Below are 17367 nucleotides of genomic sequence, written 5' to 3'. Positions count from 1 at the left end.
TTAATGATTAACCTTCATAAACGACCCTGCCGTCAAAAATCGTTTTCAGCACCGACATTTTACTGATTTCGCGCGGTGTTTTCTCTGTGATCCTGCCGTCCAGGACAACCACATCGGCCAGTTTCCCCGCTTCAAGGCTTCCTTTGATATCTTCGTCAAATCCAGCGTACGCCGCGGAATAGGTATAGCAGCGAATCGCCTCCATCAGGGAAATCGCCTGGTTTTCCGCTACCTTTTCTCCGTTTGCATAGACCGTCCTGTCCATCGCGGATGCAATTCCCTGAATGGGCCGGATATCCGGGATGCACTCCCAGTCGGACGCCGCCGTGCAGACAATCCCTCTGTCGATCGCACTGCGTATGGGAATCAGATATTCCTGACGGCTTCCCTGATAATACTTATTAAAGGAAACGCCCCAGAGATTGATGAATGCGGGATTGAATGTTGGGATGACCTCCAATTGCCTGATGCGTTCCAACAGATCCGGTTCCGCAATCATGCAATGTTCGATTCTGTGTCTGCAGTTTTCACGCGGAAATTCTTTCTGCGCTTTTTCATAAGCATCCAGAATCATCTCGACGCCTTTATCGCCGATACAGTGCGCAGCGATCTGAAAGCCCGCCCGATGCGCCCTTACGACGATGTCGTCCACTTCCTCCTGCGTCATGGAAGGCGGCATCGTCTTGCCGTTATGGCTCAGTGGCTGCCGTGTCGCACAGGTCCCGGACGCCCCCGATCCGTCGACCATGATCTTGACCGGCCCGATTTTCATATACTCGTCGCCAAAGCCGGTAAGAAACCCCGACTGAATCTGGGCGTTTACAAAATCGATGTTTAAATCCTTGCCCATCAGGGTGAACAGCATGGGGTACATCCTGACGGTAAGCTTTCCCGATTTCACCGCTTTCTGCATGGCCCGGATTGTCGTAGTCCCCGTTGCGCCCGCATCGTGAGCCGTTGTGATGCCGACACTGTTCATAAGCTTTGACGATTCCGCCAGAGTCCGAACGAGCTTTTCTTCCGTGACGGGAATAAATTGATCAATAACATCCAGGATCTTGAAATGGCCCACTTCTTTCATGACTCCGTTCGGGATGCTGTTTTCATCCTTGATTACATGTTCGTCCGGATAGTCGATTTGGCCGTCCAGGACATGGCAAAGCTCAAAAGCCTTCGTATTATACAGGCCGGTATGCCCGCTGGAATGAGTGATCGCTACCGGATTGTCCGGGGAGACGCGGTCGATTTCCCATCTGGTCGGCCAGCGCTGTTCCTCCAGATTTTCAAAAGTTAGGCCGTGGCACAGCAGCCATTCCCCCTTTTCCAGGGCGGCCACGTTTTCTTTGATACGGCTCAGAAGATCTTCAATATTCAGGATACCGGACTTTCGGGACAAATCAATTCCCTTGGTCAGAACGATTCTGGAAGCCGTATGGATATGTGTTTCGATAAATCCCGGCAGGACGGTATTTCCTTTCACATCGATTTTTTGTGACGATTCGTCGCACCGCTTGAACGCTTCTTCATCGGACCCAACGAATTGAATTTTGTTTCCTTCGATCAGGACCGCTTGGGCGATTTCATTTTTCTCATTTACGGTAATGACTTCACCGTTATACAATAAAATTTTACTCATGATACTGCCTCCTTCATCTCCGTTATCGGGAACCTCCTAAAGCCCTTAATACAGTTCCTTATAAATTTTGTAAACCCTTTCCTGATTGAGTTCCACAAAGTTATTTGCCATCAGACGGCCTTGGTTTCGCATGACCGAGTCGGTAAACTCTTCCAGGTTTTGTTCCGTTACCCCATATTCATGAAGGGCCTTTTTCGGAATCAGGATATCCAGCAGCTTTTCCAGCTCCTCAAAGACATGACCGGCACCGCAGCCTAAAATATCCGCAAGGAACTGATTGAGCACCGCGATTTCCCCTTCGCTTTTCAGTTCCATGTAATTTTTCAGCACACCGGTGAACATGGCGTAATTGGCCTCGCCGTGAGGAACATGATAGATTGCGCCCAACGGGTAGCTTAACGCGTGCACCGCCGCACAGCCCGCGTTACCAAACGCGATACCGGCGTAATTGCTTGCTGTCAGGAAATCACCGAGCAGCGGAGTCCTTGCATCGGGTCCCTGATCCCGGATTTCCCTGTAACCTCTTAAAATCATATCAATGGCTTTATAGCTGAACATTTTTGTCGCGTCCGTCGCTTTCGGTGAAAGGGCGGATTCAACCGCATGAACCAGCGCGTCGATCGAACTGGTTGAAAAATACCGAAAGGGAAGACTGTTCAGCAATTCCGGAATCAGTACGGCGCTGTCCGCGTACAATTCGTCCGCGGCCAGGCCCTTTTTGGTGCCCCGGCTGCTGAGTGCAAGAATAGAGATATTGGTAACTTCGCTTCCGGTACCACAGGTCGCCGGTACGATCACCAGTTCCTTGTCTTTTACAAGGGGCAGCTTCCCGTCGAAAAGGTCCAGAACGGGCGATACGTCCCTGAGCGCAAACAGTTTGGAAAGATCAATAACGGAGCCGCCGCCGACCGCAATAATGCGCTTATAGCCGCTCCCGATATCCCTGTACATGGCTTCGGCCATCTCATCGGACGGCTCGCCCGCGCCATATTTCTCTTTCAGGAGCACGTCGCACTGCAAGTTCAGCGCCGCCAGAAAGGACTTGTAGATATATCCGTTCGTAATGAGCAGATCGCCCCGGCCGATTTTGAATTCCTCTATAAACTCTGCGCAGGTCGAATATTTGAAGATAGTCGGCCTGATAAAAAGCTGCTTCATGACTGTACACCCTGCTCTTCCTTGGTATCGAGCTTAATTTTAATATAGTCCTTAATCAGCTCCACACATTTTTTCCGCCCTATTCTGGCGCTGTTTAAGGTCATGTCGTAATTGATCGGATTGGTCCAATATCCACCGCCGGTGTAATATTTATAATACTCCGCGCGATATTTATCGGTCCTGTGTATCATCTGGTTTGCCTCGTCCTCATCGACCCGGAGCTTGCTCACAATGGACTTGACGCAGTCCTCTCTTGGAGCTTCCACATACACGCTGATGACATTTTCGTAATTCCTCAAAAGGTAATCGGCGCATTTGCCGATGATCACGCAGGATTCCGTATTTGCAAGATTGCGGATAATTTCCGCCTGAATGTTGAACAGATTGACGTCCGAAATAAAATCCTTCTCGCTTGGTTCGGCCACAGTGGAAAAGGGGACTTTTTTCAGCATATTGGTGAGATAGCTGCCCTTTAATTTTTCGTCGACATCGTAAAACAAGCCTTCCGCAATCCCGCTCACCTCAGAGGCCATCTGAAGGATCTGCTTCTCATAAACCGGAATGCCCAGATCCTGAGAAAGCATGGTTGCAATATCTTTTCCGCCGCTGCCGAAGCCTCTCGCTATTGTAATCACATAATTTCTCATAGTGTTAACCCCTTTTCATACGGTTTCGTCACATACACTTTTGTATCGCGTCTTCCAGAATCGTAAGTCCCGCATCCAGCTGTGCATCCGTTATTACGAGCGGAGCCAAAAAGCGGACAACATTTCCATAGGTACCCGCGTTTTCAATCAGCAGGCCGTGAGCCGCACATTCCTTGATCAGGGCTGAAACAAGCGGAGCGTTGGGCTCCTTTGTTTTCCTGTCCTTGACAAACTCAATTCCGACCATGCCGCCAAGCCCTCTGATGTCCCCGACCACCGCGTATTTTTCCTTCCAGTTGTTGAACGCCGTCCGGATCTTATCGCCGATTTCCACAGAACGTTCGCACAGATGATCCCTTTCCATGACTTCGATCACCTTCAGGGCCGCGGCACAGGCAAGCGCGTTCCCGCCGAAGGTTCCGCCGATCACGCCGGCCGGAACCGCGTCCAGAATTTCCGTACGGGCGATGATCGCGCTCAGCGGCACGCCGCCGGCAATTGATTTCGCGGAGGTAATGACGTCCGGCTCGCAGCCCGCTTCTTTCCAGTAGCAGCTTGCAAACATTTTACCCGTACGCCCAAAGCCCGACTGAACCTCGTCCGCGACCAGAAGGATGCCTTTTTCATCGCAGATTTTGCGGAGCGCTTTCACCCATTCGATCGGCGCAGGAATAAAACCGCCTTCTCCCTGCAGGGGTTCGACCACAACAGCGGCGACCTGATCGGCGGGCGAAGCCTCTTCAAACACTCTGTAGATTTTTCCGATATAGTAATCAATTGCTTCGGCTTCCGTCATATTGCCCGGGCATCTGTACAGATAGGGGAAGTCGGCTCGATAAACACCGTCCGGGAAAGGGCCCATTCCCAACGCGTATGATTTCTTTGACGTCATGGCCATCGTCAGCATCGTCCTGCCGTGGAATGCACCCGAAAAAACGATGATATTGGGCCTCTTCGTATAGGCTTTCGCAATTTTTACCGCATTTTCATCCGCTTCGGCACCGCTGTTGGCAAAAAAGGTTTTTTTGACCGCGCCCCTTACGGGAACGATTTCATTCATCTTCTCCGCCAAAGCGACATAGCCTTCATGCGTTACAATATTAAACATTCCATGAAAATATTTTCCGGCCTGCTCCCTGACGGCCTCGACCACTTCCGGATGGCAGTGGCCGATATTCAGCACGCCCACGCCGCCGATCCAGTCAAGAAAAAAGTTTCCGTCCATGTCCTCTATGATGGCACCCTGTGCCCGTTTCATTGCGCAGGGATAAACACATCGGATCGCTCCGGGCGTCGCTTTTTCCCGCCTTGCGATCAAAGCTTCGGATTTTTCACCCGGTACGGTTTTTGTAATAATCTTTGGCAGCTCATCTTTCAGCATTTCGATTCCTCCATAAAATAGATATCATTTATTCCAGGCGTTTTGTAAAACGTCGAAACCTGCGGTAATCTTTTGGCAGCGGTCGTCACTTTGTCCCGACCGCTTTGCCGGATTTTTTACTGAATCGTTTTTTCAGCTTATTGGTGCCGCTGGTAAATTCCGATTTGCTGTTTAAAACTCCGCCTGGTAGAAAGATCATTACCAGAATTAAAATACCGGCGTAAATAAACAGCTTAAAATTGGCAAGGGATTTTAAGGATTCCATTAAAATAGTAATAAAGAAAGCGCCGAAAATGGGGCCGCTGATAATCCCTGTGCCGCCGAATAAGCTCATCGCGATAAATTCCGTCATCAGGTTCTGACCGAACATGGCGTCCGGGGTCAGGATCTTCATATAGTGCGAATAAAAAGCGCCAACTACGCCGGCCATGAACGCGCTGACAACAAAAACCTTGATTTTGGTCCTGGCGATATTTACTCCGATTGCCTCCGCCGCTTCCTGCGATTCGCGAATGGCTTCCATGGCCAGACCCGTCGGAGATTTTACGATGTAAGCGCAGGCGCCTACAATCACCGCGAAAATAAGGAGGATCAAATAATAATAAGGGATTTTATCCATGCCGCTGAAGTCGATTCCGGAGATGTTTTCATACGAACGGATCTGCCAAAAGCCGCTGGAGCCCCTGGTCCAGGTCTTAAGGTTCGTAAAGACAAGCCTGACGATTTCCGCCAAAACCATGGTCGCTATGATGATATAAGGCGCTTTTTTCAGCCGAAGGCAAGGAACGGCAATAACGACACTGACTAACGCCGCACAAACGCCGCCGATCAGAAAACCCAGCCAGGGGGATGTCCCGGCGTACAGGCCGAACATAGCCGTGGCATACGCGCCGATCCCGAAAAAAACCTGATGGGCCATGCTGAAAATTCCAAGATAGCCCGCCACCAGATTCCAGGAGGAAGTAAGCGCAGCCCAGTAAAAGCACATGATAAAAATGTTCAGGAAATAGTTCTGCTGACTGTTGTCACAAACCAGACGGATCAAGACCGGCAAAATGAGCAGCACCAGAAAAAACGCGACGGAAACATTCCTTTTGGACTTTTTATGATCAAATAGTTTCATGATTGTTTCTCTCATATTTAATGTCCCTTCTTTTCAAAAAGTCCATTCGGCTTAAACCAGAACATGAGAATCAGCAGGCTGTAGGCCAGAACATTCTGCCAGTCCGTTCCGATATACTGTACCGCAAAGCTTTCGATCAATCCCAGAAGGAGTCCGGCTACGATGGAACCGCCGATATTTCCGAATCCCCCAATGACGCAGACCACAAAGGATTTCAGCTGAATGCTGGCGCCCATCCAGGGGTTGATCCCGTAAATCGGAGCGAGCAGGCCACCGGACAGCGCCGTCATCCCGGCAGCTAATCCAAACGTATACATATAAATCTTTTTTGTGTCGATTCCCATCAGGGTCGCGGCGAAGGTGTTCTGGGAGGTCGCCGAAATCGCCCAGCCAAATCTTGTTTTCCGGATAAAAAGCATGGCGGCGAACATAGCAAGAAACGCGACGATCACAACGATGATCCGCTGAGCCGCCAGGGTAACGCCCAGAAATTTGATAATGGCGTCGTTAAAATAGGGAACGCTTTTATATCTTTCGCCGTAAATCAGCTGCACGAAATTCTGCAGCAGAATGGACATCCCGAGCGTAATGACAAACGGGGAATTTCCCATGCTGTCCCGTGTCAAAGCCGGCGTAAGGATTGCGCGCTCCAGAATCATTGCCAGAACGGCGGCGACGAGAACGGCAATAATGACGGCGGGGATTACGGGAACTCCAACCATGGTTAAAAAGGTATATAACATATAAGCGCCCAGCATATAGAAATCGCCGTGGGCCACATTGATAATCTTTAAAACGCCCCAAATGATGGTCAGCCCCATCCCCAGGACCGCGTAATAGGAACCTGCGACCAGTCCGTTGATTAAATTCTGTAAAAAATTTGTCATAATGTCACCCCTTACAGCCCGAGATACAGTTTCTGTATTTCGGGGGACTCCAGCATCTCATGGGCGTTCCCCGACATTTTGATTTCGCCGGTTTCCATAACATATGCCCGATCGGCCGACTGCAGAGCCATATTGGCATTTTGTTCCACGATAAGAACTGTGATGTTTTTTTCCTTATTGATTTTACCGATGATGTCGAAAACAAGGTCGACAATATTGGGAGCCAAGCCTAAGGACGGCTCATCCAGCATAAGAAACTTCGGGTCGGAAATCAGCGCTCTCGCAATGGCGCACATTTGCTGTTCCCCGCCCGACATGGTGCCCGCAAGCTGATTCAAACGCTCTTTCAGCCGCGGAAACATATCCATAATCTGCGTGAAGGATTCGCTTTCGGCAACTTTTCCCTTCTTTGTGTACGCTCCGAGCAGTATGTTTTCCTTTACGGTCAGCTCCGGGAAAAGATGCCTGCCTTCCGGTATCAGCGCGATTCCTTTGGAAACGAGCCGATAGGCCGGAACCGCCATGATATTCTCGCCGTTCAGCTCGATGCTTCCGGAGCGATTTTTGATAACGCCGCAGATTGTTTTCATCAACGTGGTTTTGCCTGCCCCGTTGGAACCCAAAATGGTGACGATCTCGCCATCCCGCACTTCCAGACTGATATCGTACAGCACCTGTACATCGTCGTAAAAAGCGTTTAAACGGTCGATCTTAAGCATGCTTGACCTCCCTCTTATTCCCCAGATAAGCGCTGATCACATCGGGATTTTTTATGATCTCCGCCGGTTCGCCTTCCGCGAGCTTTTCTCCGTGGTTCAGGACCAGAATCCTGTGGGAAACGCCCATGACCGCTTTCATAACATGCTCGATCATCAAAATGCTGACTCCTGATCGATTGATGCTTTTGATGATCTCCATCATATCGACGACCTCCGTCGGATTCAATCCGCCGACGACTTCATCCAGCAGCAGCAGCTCGGGCTCCGTGCTTAACGCCCTGGCCAGCTCCAGCTTTTTTCTCTGGGATACGTTGAGGCTGCCGGCCGGATCATTGATTTTATCCGAAAGCCCGACCTTTTCTATCAGATCATAAGCTTCTTTTTCACAGTCCTTGATAGAGCTTTTCTTTTTCAGGCTTTTACCATAATAAGCGCCCACCATGACGTTTCCAAGAATGGAAATATTTTCGAACGGCTTTGTAATCTGGAAAGTTCTGGCGATCCCCATGCAGCACCGTTTGTCCGGGCGCATGCCCCGCACCGATGTTCCATTGAAAAGAATCTTTCCGGAATAAGTCTGGTAATATCCCGTGATGGTGTTGAACAGCGTCGTTTTTCCCGCGCCGTTCGGCCCGATAATCCCTAAGATACTGCCTTTCTCCAAATCAAATGAAATGTCATTGAGGGCCATAAAACTGTCAAATTTCATTGTTATATTGCGAACGCTTAATATCATATTCTCTGCCATTTTGTCCTCTCTTCCCATATCATGTGTCAGCATTGGGCGCCGTCCCACAACACTTTAAAGCCGCATCACACAAGTTCCCATACAGGCTGAACAAGTTTGCTGTCAAGCCCTTCCGCCGCCGAAAGAGCATATCTTCCTTGGAAAACATGCTCTTTTCAAGCAGCGCCGGGTCAAAATATTCTATTAATAAATTATCCCTGTGAGGGCCACACGACTTTATTGCTTCCGCTTTCGATCTTGCAGATTTTGATCGGAATGAAGTCCGCGCCGTCTTTGCCCGTGTGGGTCTCAGGATCGAACGAGTAGGTTCCCGAGTATCCTTTGTAATCAAGGCTCAGCAATGCCTGCGACAATTGCTCCCCTTTTGTGGTTCCGGCCTTTTCCATTGCCTTCAGCACTTTCATCATCATATCGTAGCCCTGAATATTGTCGAGATTCACCTTGTCTCCGTTATGCGCCTTGAGTTTCTCCGCAAATTCCTGAATGCCCTTATCTTCTTCATTGATCAAAAACGGAGTCCAATACAAACCGTTTGCAAGGTCACCGACCTGACTGACAAATTCCTTCTGAGACGGATAATAAATCGCGAAGTGAGTAGACTCGATGCCGTTTTCCTGATATTGCTTTACAAGCGCGGCCCCTGCGGCGGTGGAAGTAAAGCAGGAGACCAAAAGATCGCTTTTCTTATTTTTAATATTGCTCAATACCGAGTAGAAATCAGTTGTATCCATGGGCACATAATCTTCAGAGTCGATCGTATAGCCCGCCTGTGTCAGCAATTCTTTGCAGGCGCCCAAATTGGACCGGCCGTAATCGGAATCTTCTCCGAGCAAGGCCACCTTTTTATCGCCGGCATTCAGTTTTCCGGATTTGGCCATGTCTATGATCGAATTTGCGATCGCGTTGCCATACGCTTCGCTGTTAAACTCAAATTTGAAGAAATTTTTGTAGCTGTTCGGATCGGAAACATATTTTTTTGAGATTTCGGTACTTACGCATTCCAGAGTCGCAACACAGATATCGGTGGTTTTGGCGACTTCCATCGCCGCAATGCCAACGGAGCTGTTGATCGTATCGGCCCACAGAAAATCGACATTATCCACGGAAACCAGTTTCTGGCAGTTGGAAAGTCCCGTCGCTGTATTCGTCTGGCTGTCGTAGAAAATCGCTTTCACCTGCTTCTTGGCACCGTCAACCTGAATGCCGCCCGCTTTATTCACGTCATCAATCGCCATCTGAATGCCGGTATTAATTGCAACGCCTGATTCGGCACTTGTTCCCGACGTAGGGCCGGATACGCCAATTTTAATCGTATCACCGCTTGAACCGCTGCCGGCCGCATTGTTCGCCGACGAGGAAGTCGTACCATTTGTTTGACCGCACGCACCTAAGCTTACGGACAGTGTTACTGCCAACAAAATAGATATGAGTTTTCTTTTCACTGTTCTTTCCCCCTTAGAGATGGTTGTGTTTTTGAAGTTCTGTGTATGATAAAAGCAAAGAATTCTCTGCTTCTATTTCAAGCTGAAAATGTGCTGACAGAAAAATCAAAAAAGCAAAGGGGCTTATCCGGATGAATAAAGCCCCTTTGCTTTTAACCGTGCTCGACAGTTCCCAATATTATAATTTCTGTTTTCTGTTGCTTACAGAATTTCCAGTTGATTCTGCAACAAGTTTGTCTTGCAAACTGAAATGGAATTGCTGTAGATTCTTTCTAAATTGAATAAATATGCAGACTTTAATGAATAAAAAAAGGGCAAGGAAACTCCCGTTAAGGAATAGCTTCTTTGCCCTCAATTTGTAAAATTTAGTGTATGTGTCTTATGTTAGGACGATTATAGCAGATCATATCCGGATTGTCAACGAACACGATTGCGAATTATTTTGTGCGCATGCACAATTCATAAAAGATCATCCATAAAAATACTCAGATGAATTTTTAGCCTGTCCTCCCAGTTTTCCAAATTTATATTACATATTTTTTCAATTTTTCTCAATTGGTAATTAATTGTGTTTCTATGGACAAAGTTTAAGTCGGCCAGTTTCTGAATACTTCCGTTCATTTTAAAATACTGCTTTAACAGTTCGCAGCAATTTGTATGGTTCGCTTTGTCATATTCGGCAAGCCGGCCATAGGTATTTTTGTGAAAATCTTTGATTTCATTCTGTGAACCGACTGCCAGAATCAGTTTGTAAATAACTTCCTCGTCATATTCCGTCATTTCCCGATTCTTGCCGACGGCCAGCTTCAGCATTGCGTTCAGCCGCTTATAGTAATCACTCAGAGATTCAACGGGTAAATTCCTCGGGGAAAAAACCGCATTCAGCTGAAATTGTTTCAAATACGTCTTTTGAAGCTTCTGAAGACTCTGTTTGATTAAGTCGATTTCTCCCTCACTATAATTTGCAGAGACCATATAGATATGTTTATCCCTTGTAAAAAGGATAAAGGAAGCATTGACCCTATTTAAATCCTCGATGAGCTTACCGGTTACCAGATTGATATAATATTCTATTTTCTCTTTCATGCCGGCCTGCAGGGCCAAAGCGATCAGACAATATCTGGTTTCCTCGCCAAAGCCGTTTCTGGCCAGTATTTTTTTATATACATCCTGTTCCTTCGGTGAAAAAATAGCATTCTGAACTGCTTCGGATAGGTTGTCTTCAATCTGCTCTCTCTTCAAAATGGAGCGGCCCATATCATGCATGATATCAACCAGACGGACCTCCCATGGTAAGACGAAAAGCGGAAACCCTACTTTATTGCAGTATTGAATGATTCTGGGAGATATGTTTTTTATATAAGGTCCAATATTAATAATCAGCCCGCTTATATTCCTGTCATATAACTGTTTGCAAAAGGATATCAAACCTTCTTCGTCATGGTTCGCAACGCCGGTTGAAATAACCAGCTCATTCTGTCTCTGGAAAGGAATCAGGTTGCTGTTTTCAACAATCTGGACCCAATCCACTAAATTAAAGATTCCTTCTTTCCCCGCAATCAGTTTCAGCTGATACTTCGGGCCAATTTCGGAATATAATTTCCCCAGTAAAACCGCCATAATGCGCCTCCTTTAAACCATGAAGAGCGGAGGAGCTTCTCACCTTAACCACACCCGGCAATCGGCAGATTTTCATTCCGCTAAGGCTTGGACATAATAAATTAGTATATCACAATTTCACCTTAGAAAGATAAAAGATAACGAAAAAGGGTATCGGCTTTTTTAATAAATCTTAGCGGCATTTCTGCATCCAATAAGGTAAAGGATCGCTTTGTCGAAGACACAGTAAACAGCCTAAGCAAAAAAACGTCTTAAATGGGCTGTCAGAAGCCACTTTAAGACGTTTTTTTGCTCTTTTTAAGGCCGTCGCTTTATGCAATGTGTTATTGTATGTTCAATTTTCAGATTGATCCTTAAATATTTTTCAACCAGCAACGAAAAAATTTTATTGATAGAAGCATTGACATCGGCATAACAACACCCTATAATAATAGTTGAAAAATGATTCAACTATTCAACAATTGGAGGTTATGATTATGTGCGCGTATGCAGCTGATATTGACCGTTGCGATTGCAATACGATCCACGAAGAAGTCGTAAACGATGTCCGCAAACATATGCCGGATGACGATACCCTCCTGGATCTGGCTGATATATTTAAAGTATTCAGCGATTCAACGCGGGTGAAAATTCTTTGTGCCTTATTCCGTGCAGAGATGTGTGTCTGCGATATTTCCGTTCTTTTAGGCATGACTAAATCCTCTATTTCTCACCAGCTTCGGATTTTAAAACAAGCGAAACTGGTAAAATACCGTAAAGACGGGCGTGTGGTCTATTACTCGCTTGACGATGAACATGTCAAGTCCATTTTTGACCAGGGATTGATTCATGTCTGCGAAAAATAACTTTTGCAAACATACCTGGTCCTCCTGAGTATCTTTCATTAGCTTTCCCGGCCTGTGGCCACAGGCTTTGGGATTTTTTGCATTTTTAGTTGAATATTTAAACAACTATTCAATCAAATAATATTTTAATTTGAAAAGGAGAAATTAACTATGGCAATCAGCAAAAAGCAATATCTTCTGGAAGGACTTTGCTGCGGCAACTGTGCCGCAAAAATTCAAAACGATATCCGGCTTTTGAATGGTATTAAAAACGCAGAAGTAAATGCTGACACCGGAATCCTTTTGCTTGAATTGGATACAGATATTGAAACACTGGTTAACGATATTACCAATATAGCCGTTTCCCATGATGAGGACATCGTTGTGAAAGAAATATAAAGGAAAGGGATGGAGATCAGAAAATGAACGCAGCTATTAGAAAAGAGTTTACATTAGAAGGGCTCTGCTGTGGAAACTGCGCCGCCAAGATCGAGCGGGACATTGGAAAACTCAACGGTGTGTCTTTCTCTGCCGTCGATTTTGTAGCTAAGACCCTCACCATGGAAATAGAGAACAGTTCTGCGGAAAACAAATTGATTTCCCAGGCGGAGGCAATCGTAAAGCAGCACGATTCCCAGGTGATTATGAGTGAAAAGCCAATTTCCCAGCCGGGTCAGAAAACACTCTATTTACTTGGGCTGTGCTGCGGAGAATGCGCACAGAAAATAGAATCTCAGGTCAAGCGCATTGAAGGCGTCAAAACAGCTTCGCTGGACTTTGTTTCACAGAAGCTGAGCATTGAGGCAGTCGACCGGAAAGACCTGCCCGCTATCGTACGCCAGGCGTCCAAAATCGCACTGGACATCGAACCCTCGATCCAGATTTCCTTTACCAATCAAAAACCGGCTGAAAGCGACGGCTCCGCGAATCTGAGGAAATGGGCGTATCGCTTCAGTCTCGGTATAGGAGCAGTTCTTTTTGTGGTAGGCATCGCGTTTGACTTTCCGCAGCCGGTCGGGTTTCTTGTATTTCTTGTAAGCTACCTTCTGGTGGGTGGCGAAGTTGTTCTTCAGGCTCTGAAAAACATCGCAAAAGGGCAGGTATTCGATGAAAACTTTCTGATGAGTATCGCTACCATCGGCGCTTTCGCGATTGGCGAGTATCCGGAGGGCGTGGCGGTCATGCTCTTTTATCAGGTAGGAGAAGCTTTTCAGAGGATGGCTGTCAACCGTTCCCGAAAATCCATTTCCGCACTTATGGATATCCGGCCTGATTTTGCGAACCTGAAGGTGGGCAATGAAGTTCGTAAGGTTTCCCCGGAGGAAGTGGGAATCGGCGACATTATCGTTGTTAAGCCCGGCGAAAAAGTTCCGCTGGACGGCCGCATTACAGAGGGCGTCTCCGCTCTGGACACCTCTGCGCTCACCGGAGAATCCCTGCCCCGCGACGTGGAACCCGGCAGCGAAGTGCTGTCCGGTTCGATCAATAAAAACGGAGTATTGACCATAGAGGTCTCAAAGGAATTCGGTGAATCCACAATATCCAAAATTTTGGATCTGGTACAGAACGCCAGCAGCAAAAAGGCTCCTACCGAAAATCTGATTACAAAATTCGCCAGATACTACACACCGGCCGTAACCTTTGCCGCACTCGCTTTGGCGGTGATTCCGCCGCTCGTAATTCCGGGAGCCTCTTTCAGCTCATGGATTTATCGCGCGCTTGCGTTTTTGGTGGTATCGTGTCCCTGTGCCTTGGTAATCTCCATTCCCCTCAGCTTTTTCGGCGGTATCGGCGGGGCATCCAAGAACGGAATTCTTGTTAAGGGAAGCAACTATCTGGAGGCACTGAATAATATTGACACGATTGTCTTTGATAAGACCGGGACCCTGACTAAGGGCACTTTTAAAGTGACGTCTGTTGTGGGCGCAAACGGCTGGTCAGAGCAGGAATTGCTCTCCTATGCCGCCCATGCGGAAAGCTTCTCAAATCATCCCATTGCTCTTTCCATACAGAAAGAGTATGGCAAGGATGTTGAAACCCAACGGCTCACAGAACAGGAAGAGATTCCCGGACAGGGAATCCGCGTAAAGATTGATGGAAAATCCGTGCTGGCCGGTAACGGCAAGCTGATGGAATCCGGGCATATTGACTGGAAACCTGTAGACGCGTTGGGCAGTGTGGTGTATCTTGCGGTCGACGGCAATTTTGCCGGCTATATCGTAATTTCCGATGAATTGAAGCCGGACAGCAAAAAAGCGATCTACGACCTGAAAAAGATTGGTGTGAAGCATACGGCGATGCTGACCGGAGACAGTAAAGCCGTAGGAGAAGCCATTGCCCGCGAAATAGGGCTGGATACCGTCTACACGGAACTTCTTCCCCACCAAAAGGTCGAACAGCTGGAAAAGCTGGACAAAAACAGAAAAGGAAAGGGCAAGCTGGTTTTTGTAGGCGACGGAATCAATGACGCGCCCGTATTGGCAAGAGCAGATATCGGGATCGCCATGGGTGCGCTGGGGTCTGATGCCGCTATCGAGGCGGCCGATGTCGTACTAATGACCGATGAGCCCTCCAAAATCGTCTCCGCCATCCGCGTGGCACGGAAAACGCGCTCTATTGTCTGGCAGAACATTCTGTTCGCAATGGGTGTAAAGGTTGCTGTCCTGATTCTCGCCGCAGTGGGTATTGCAACAATGTGGGAAGCCGTGTTTGGCGACGTCGGCGTTACGGTGATTGCCATCTTAAACGCTATGCGGGCGATGAAAACAATACGATAAAGGAAGCCGGTACAGGCACGGGACCCCATTCCCAATTTTTGGGCCGGATAAAGACGGATAGACAAAGAGCAGGCACATTTGCTGTACAAATGTGCCTGCTCTCATTTTTTGTCTTTTCCGTCTGCGCCTTTAAACCAATGATTGCCACGGACGGACGATACCCAAGTGGAAGCGGATATACTAGAAATTTTCCGACATTAATTTTCGTATCCTCTGTACCGCATCGTCCTCGTCGGGTCCTTCCACCGTAACGGTGACTTCGTCGCCGAATTGTATATTCAGGCCCAGCAGGGAAAACAGCTTTTTCAGGGATGCGTTCCCCTGCTTTCCGCTAATCTGGATTTCCGACTGAAATTCTTTGCAGAATTTCACAAGGGTACCCGCCGGGCGGGCGTGTATCCCGTTTTTATCCTTCACCGTGTAAGAAAATTGTTTCATATCAAATTCCTCCTAAATGATGCTGAACGATCAGATTGAATCGGCGGATGCCTTCAGCTCTTTTGAGATCTCCGCTCCAAGCAGGCTGCAAAAAACAAAGTTCGAGGTGCTTGTCTCGACACATATGGGATAATGCAAAGTGCTCCACGTAGGCAGGCAAACCGCTTCATCCACCGCCCCGAAGAGCGGGTGCTTGGGGGACTGCGTAATCAGAAGCGTACGCGGGCGCCGCGATGCGGACACCTCCGCCGCCATAGCCAGGAAGTCCTTGTGTGTGGCATTTTGGGCGGAAAAAAGAATCACCAGATCGTCCTTCCGCATGATGTGCAGGGCCTCCACCTCCAGTCCGGGTTCTATAAAATAGGTAGGCAGGCAAAACTGAACCAGCTGACTGGCCAGCAGCTGCGCGGAAATACTGCTTCTGCCCGTTCCCGCGACATATATATAATTTGCCTGTGTAATCAGTTTCGCCCAGGAAGTCAGAAGCGCTTTGGGAACGGCCTTCTCCGTGGAACGCGTCAAATCGCACAGATAGTCCGTTAAGCCTCTTTCCTCCTTTTCTTCCTCTGCGGAGAAGGAATGGGAGGAAAGGGACAGAGTCAATGCCATTCGAAAATCTGCAAAGCTGTTGAACCCGATTTTCTGGCAAAAACGGCTGATGGCGCTCTGCGCAATTCCGTAACGCGCGGCGATTGCCACCGTTGTATTCTGTGCAATGACATCGGGTTCATTTTTCAGAATCCGGTAAAATTGCTTTTCACGGGGAGTGAAATCATTTTTGCGCAGCTCCATTTGATCGAAAATATCCAATTGATCTCCCCTCTTTATCATGATTTCAGATGGATAATCCATTTAAAAAACAGTTAAGCATCTGATTGTAGTGTAGCATAAAGTTGATCTATTTACAAATATTTTTTATAAAAAATATATTATATGTGAATTCTATACAATAACAAAAGATTTGTTTTGTTGCATATTTCATTCAAAATTTATTGAATGGATTATCCATTTGTGCTATGATGATCACAGATAAGAATTCACCTCCACGTTGTGAGGTATATCCTTTGAAAGTAATCTTAGTAAAGGCGGCGACTTTTAGAAATGGTTCGTTTTACAAGGGAGCAAGTCACGCCCAGGATCAGCCGAATCCGGGGCGCGGGAGATGTATGCATGTATTTTGTCGAGGGAAGCAAGCGTGCCGCCCTGATCGACACCGGCTATGGACTGGGAAATTTAAAGGCGTATCTGGACAGCCAGACGGACAAGACCTATGACGTCATCCTGACGCACGGACATGTGGACCACGCGTCCGGGGCGGGGCAGTTTAACCGGGTTTATCTGAATGAGGCCGATTTGGAAACGCTCCGCAGGCATTGCGGCATCGAAAAAAGAAAGGAAGCGCTGAAAACGCTTTCTCCGGAGGTTTTCAGGACATTGACGGAGGAAGACTTTATTCCGCCGAAGGAAGACGGGTTCCTTCCTCTGGGAGACGGACAGCTCTTCGATCTCGGCGGAGTCACCCTGGAGGCAATCCATGTACCGGGGCATACGAGGGGAACGATGGTTATCCTAATCAGGGAAGAGCGCGCCGTGATGTTCGGCGACGCGTGCGGTGTAGGCGTCCTGCTGTTCCTGCCGGAATCGACCAATATTCTGGAATATCACAGGAGCCTTTTAAAGCTGAAGCGTTTTGAACCGCAATACGACAAGGTGCTGCGGGAGCATGGGGCCTGTGAATCCACAAAGCATGTGCTGGAGGACTGTATCGAAATCTGCGAGCGGATCCTGAACGGAACGGATGACGCCGTACCGGCTGAATTTATGGGAGAAACGGCTTACCGGGCCGTAAAAACCGATCCCCGGACGGGAAAACGCCTGGACGGCAGAGAAGGCAATATCCTGTACTCAAAAGCCAAAATCCGATAGAGCAGGCTTCGCAGCCTGTACGATTCGGATCTATTACGCTG

16 protein-coding genes are annotated in these 17367 nt (G+C 47.9%); 4 read left to right on the top strand and 12 right to left on the bottom strand.

The window, feature by feature from the left end; translation table 11 throughout:
* Positions 1-7: 7 nt before the first annotated feature.
* The 10 genes from LY85_RS15230 to LY85_RS15185 form a co-directional block, all read right to left on the bottom strand.
* The gene (locus LY85_RS15230) at positions 8-1636 is read right to left on the bottom strand and encodes an amidohydrolase (protein WP_141827326.1); all 1629 of its coding nucleotides are present in this window, start codon (positions 1634-1636) and stop codon (positions 8-10) included.
* 45 nt (positions 1637-1681) lie between these two features.
* Entirely contained in the window at positions 1682-2794 is a 1113-nt protein-coding gene (locus LY85_RS15225; protein WP_141827325.1) for a 4-hydroxybutyrate dehydrogenase, read from the bottom strand.
* Positions 2791-3441 carry a cytidylate kinase-like family protein gene (locus LY85_RS15220; RefSeq protein ID WP_141827324.1) on the bottom strand — a complete coding sequence of 217 codons (651 nt, stop codon included), beginning with the start codon at positions 3439-3441 and terminating at the stop codon, positions 2791-2793. The genes LY85_RS15225 and LY85_RS15220 overlap by 4 nt, the downstream gene beginning before the upstream one ends.
* A 28-nt stretch (positions 3442-3469) precedes the next feature.
* The gene (locus LY85_RS15215) at positions 3470-4822 is read right to left on the bottom strand and encodes an aspartate aminotransferase family protein (RefSeq protein WP_141827323.1); all 1353 of its coding nucleotides are present in this window, start codon (positions 4820-4822) and stop codon (positions 3470-3472) included.
* 85 nt (positions 4823-4907) lie between these two features.
* Positions 4908-5945, bottom strand: coding sequence for a branched-chain amino acid ABC transporter permease (locus tag LY85_RS15210; protein ID WP_185741239.1), 1038 nt, complete (start codon positions 5943-5945; stop codon positions 4908-4910).
* Positions 5946-5962: 17 nt separating this feature from the next.
* Entirely contained in the window at positions 5963-6832 is an 870-nt protein-coding gene (locus tag LY85_RS15205) for a branched-chain amino acid ABC transporter permease (protein ID WP_141827321.1), read from the bottom strand.
* Positions 6833-6843: 11 nt separating this feature from the next.
* Positions 6844-7551, bottom strand: a complete 708-nt coding sequence (locus LY85_RS15200) for an ABC transporter ATP-binding protein (protein ID WP_038322785.1) — start codon at positions 7549-7551, stop codon at positions 6844-6846.
* Complete coding sequence (locus tag LY85_RS15195) at positions 7544-8332, bottom strand: ABC transporter ATP-binding protein (protein WP_207705573.1); 789 nt, start codon at positions 8330-8332, stop codon at positions 7544-7546. Before LY85_RS15195 ends, LY85_RS15200 begins: the two co-directional genes overlap by 8 nt.
* Positions 8333-8490: 158 nt before the next feature.
* Positions 8491-9741, bottom strand: a complete 1251-nt coding sequence (locus LY85_RS15190) for an ABC transporter substrate-binding protein (RefSeq protein ID WP_038322783.1) — start codon at positions 9739-9741, stop codon at positions 8491-8493.
* A 459-nt stretch (positions 9742-10200) separates the two neighbouring features.
* Positions 10201-11361: a PucR family transcriptional regulator gene (locus LY85_RS15185; RefSeq protein WP_141827319.1), complete on the bottom strand. Its 1161-nt coding sequence runs from the start codon at positions 11359-11361 to the stop codon at positions 10201-10203.
* A 476-nt stretch (positions 11362-11837) separates the two neighbouring features.
* On the opposite strand from LY85_RS15185, the gene LY85_RS15180 reads away from it, so the two are divergent.
* The 3 genes from LY85_RS15180 to LY85_RS15170 all read left to right on the top strand — a co-directional run bounded on the left by LY85_RS15180 (position 11838) and on the right by LY85_RS15170 (position 14962).
* The gene (locus tag LY85_RS15180) at positions 11838-12206 is read left to right on the top strand and encodes a metalloregulator ArsR/SmtB family transcription factor (RefSeq protein WP_038322767.1); all 369 of its coding nucleotides are present in this window, start codon (positions 11838-11840) and stop codon (positions 12204-12206) included.
* Positions 12207-12356: 150 nt separating this feature from the next.
* The gene (locus tag LY85_RS15175; protein WP_141827318.1) at positions 12357-12584 is read left to right on the top strand and encodes a cation transporter; all 228 of its coding nucleotides are present in this window, start codon (positions 12357-12359) and stop codon (positions 12582-12584) included.
* Positions 12585-12607: 23 nt separating this feature from the next.
* A complete protein-coding gene (locus LY85_RS15170; protein WP_141827317.1) occupies positions 12608-14962 on the top strand; it encodes a heavy metal translocating P-type ATPase in 2355 nt (784 codons plus the stop codon).
* 180 nt (positions 14963-15142) lie between these two features.
* Here the strand turns inward: LY85_RS15170 and LY85_RS15165 are convergent, their stop codons facing one another.
* Positions 15143-15400, bottom strand: coding sequence for an HPr family phosphocarrier protein (locus LY85_RS15165; protein WP_141827316.1), 258 nt, complete (start codon positions 15398-15400; stop codon positions 15143-15145).
* 30 nt (positions 15401-15430) lie between these two features.
* Complete coding sequence (locus tag LY85_RS15160) at positions 15431-16210, bottom strand: MurR/RpiR family transcriptional regulator (RefSeq protein WP_185741238.1); 780 nt, start codon at positions 16208-16210, stop codon at positions 15431-15433.
* A gap of 360 nt (positions 16211-16570) precedes the next feature.
* On the opposite strand from LY85_RS15160, the gene LY85_RS15155 reads away from it, so the two are divergent.
* Positions 16571-17326: an MBL fold metallo-hydrolase gene (locus LY85_RS15155; protein WP_185741237.1), complete on the top strand. Its 756-nt coding sequence runs from the start codon at positions 16571-16573 to the stop codon at positions 17324-17326.
* Positions 17327-17367: the final 41 nt, after the last annotated feature.

Origin of the sequence: Clostridium sp. KNHs216 (genome assembly GCF_006714885.1) — a bacterium.
Taxonomy (GTDB): Bacteria; Bacillota; Clostridia; order Oscillospirales; family Acutalibacteraceae; genus Caproiciproducens.
Note: the sequence above shows the minus strand (reverse complement) of the source record. Positions and strands in the feature narration are given on the sequence as shown.

Excerpts from the sequence above, each read along its gene's own strand:
- LY85_RS15230 (WP_141827326.1), bottom strand. The coding sequence starts at position 1,636 with ATGAGTAAAATTTTATTGTATAACGGTGAAGTCATTACCGTAAATGAG.
- LY85_RS15225 (WP_141827325.1), bottom strand. The coding sequence starts at position 2,794 with ATGAAGCAGCTTTTTATCAGGCCGACTATCTTCAAATATTCGACCTGC.
- LY85_RS15220 (WP_141827324.1), bottom strand. The coding sequence starts at position 3,441 with ATGAGAAATTATGTGATTACAATAGCGAGAGGCTTCGGCAGCGGCGGA.
- LY85_RS15215 (WP_141827323.1), bottom strand. The coding sequence starts at position 4,822 with ATGCTGAAAGATGAGCTGCCAAAGATTATTACAAAAACCGTACCGGGT.
- LY85_RS15210 (WP_185741239.1), bottom strand. The coding sequence starts at position 5,945 with ATGAAACTATTTGATCATAAAAAGTCCAAAAGGAATGTTTCCGTCGCG.
- LY85_RS15205 (WP_141827321.1), bottom strand. The coding sequence starts at position 6,832 with ATGACAAATTTTTTACAGAATTTAATCAACGGACTGGTCGCAGGTTCC.
- LY85_RS15200 (WP_038322785.1), bottom strand. The coding sequence starts at position 7,551 with ATGCTTAAGATCGACCGTTTAAACGCTTTTTACGACGATGTACAGGTG.
- LY85_RS15195 (WP_207705573.1), bottom strand. The coding sequence starts at position 8,332 with ATGCTGACACATGATATGGGAAGAGAGGACAAAATGGCAGAGAATATG.
- LY85_RS15185 (WP_141827319.1), bottom strand. The coding sequence starts at position 11,361 with ATGGCGGTTTTACTGGGGAAATTATATTCCGAAATTGGCCCGAAGTAT.
- LY85_RS15180 (WP_038322767.1), top strand. The coding sequence starts at position 11,838 with ATGTGCGCGTATGCAGCTGATATTGACCGTTGCGATTGCAATACGATC.
- LY85_RS15175 (WP_141827318.1), top strand. The coding sequence starts at position 12,357 with ATGGCAATCAGCAAAAAGCAATATCTTCTGGAAGGACTTTGCTGCGGC.
- LY85_RS15170 (WP_141827317.1), top strand. The coding sequence starts at position 12,608 with ATGAACGCAGCTATTAGAAAAGAGTTTACATTAGAAGGGCTCTGCTGT.
- LY85_RS15165 (WP_141827316.1), bottom strand. The coding sequence starts at position 15,400 with ATGAAACAATTTTCTTACACGGTGAAGGATAAAAACGGGATACACGCC.
- LY85_RS15155 (WP_185741237.1), top strand. The coding sequence starts at position 16,571 with ATGTATTTTGTCGAGGGAAGCAAGCGTGCCGCCCTGATCGACACCGGC.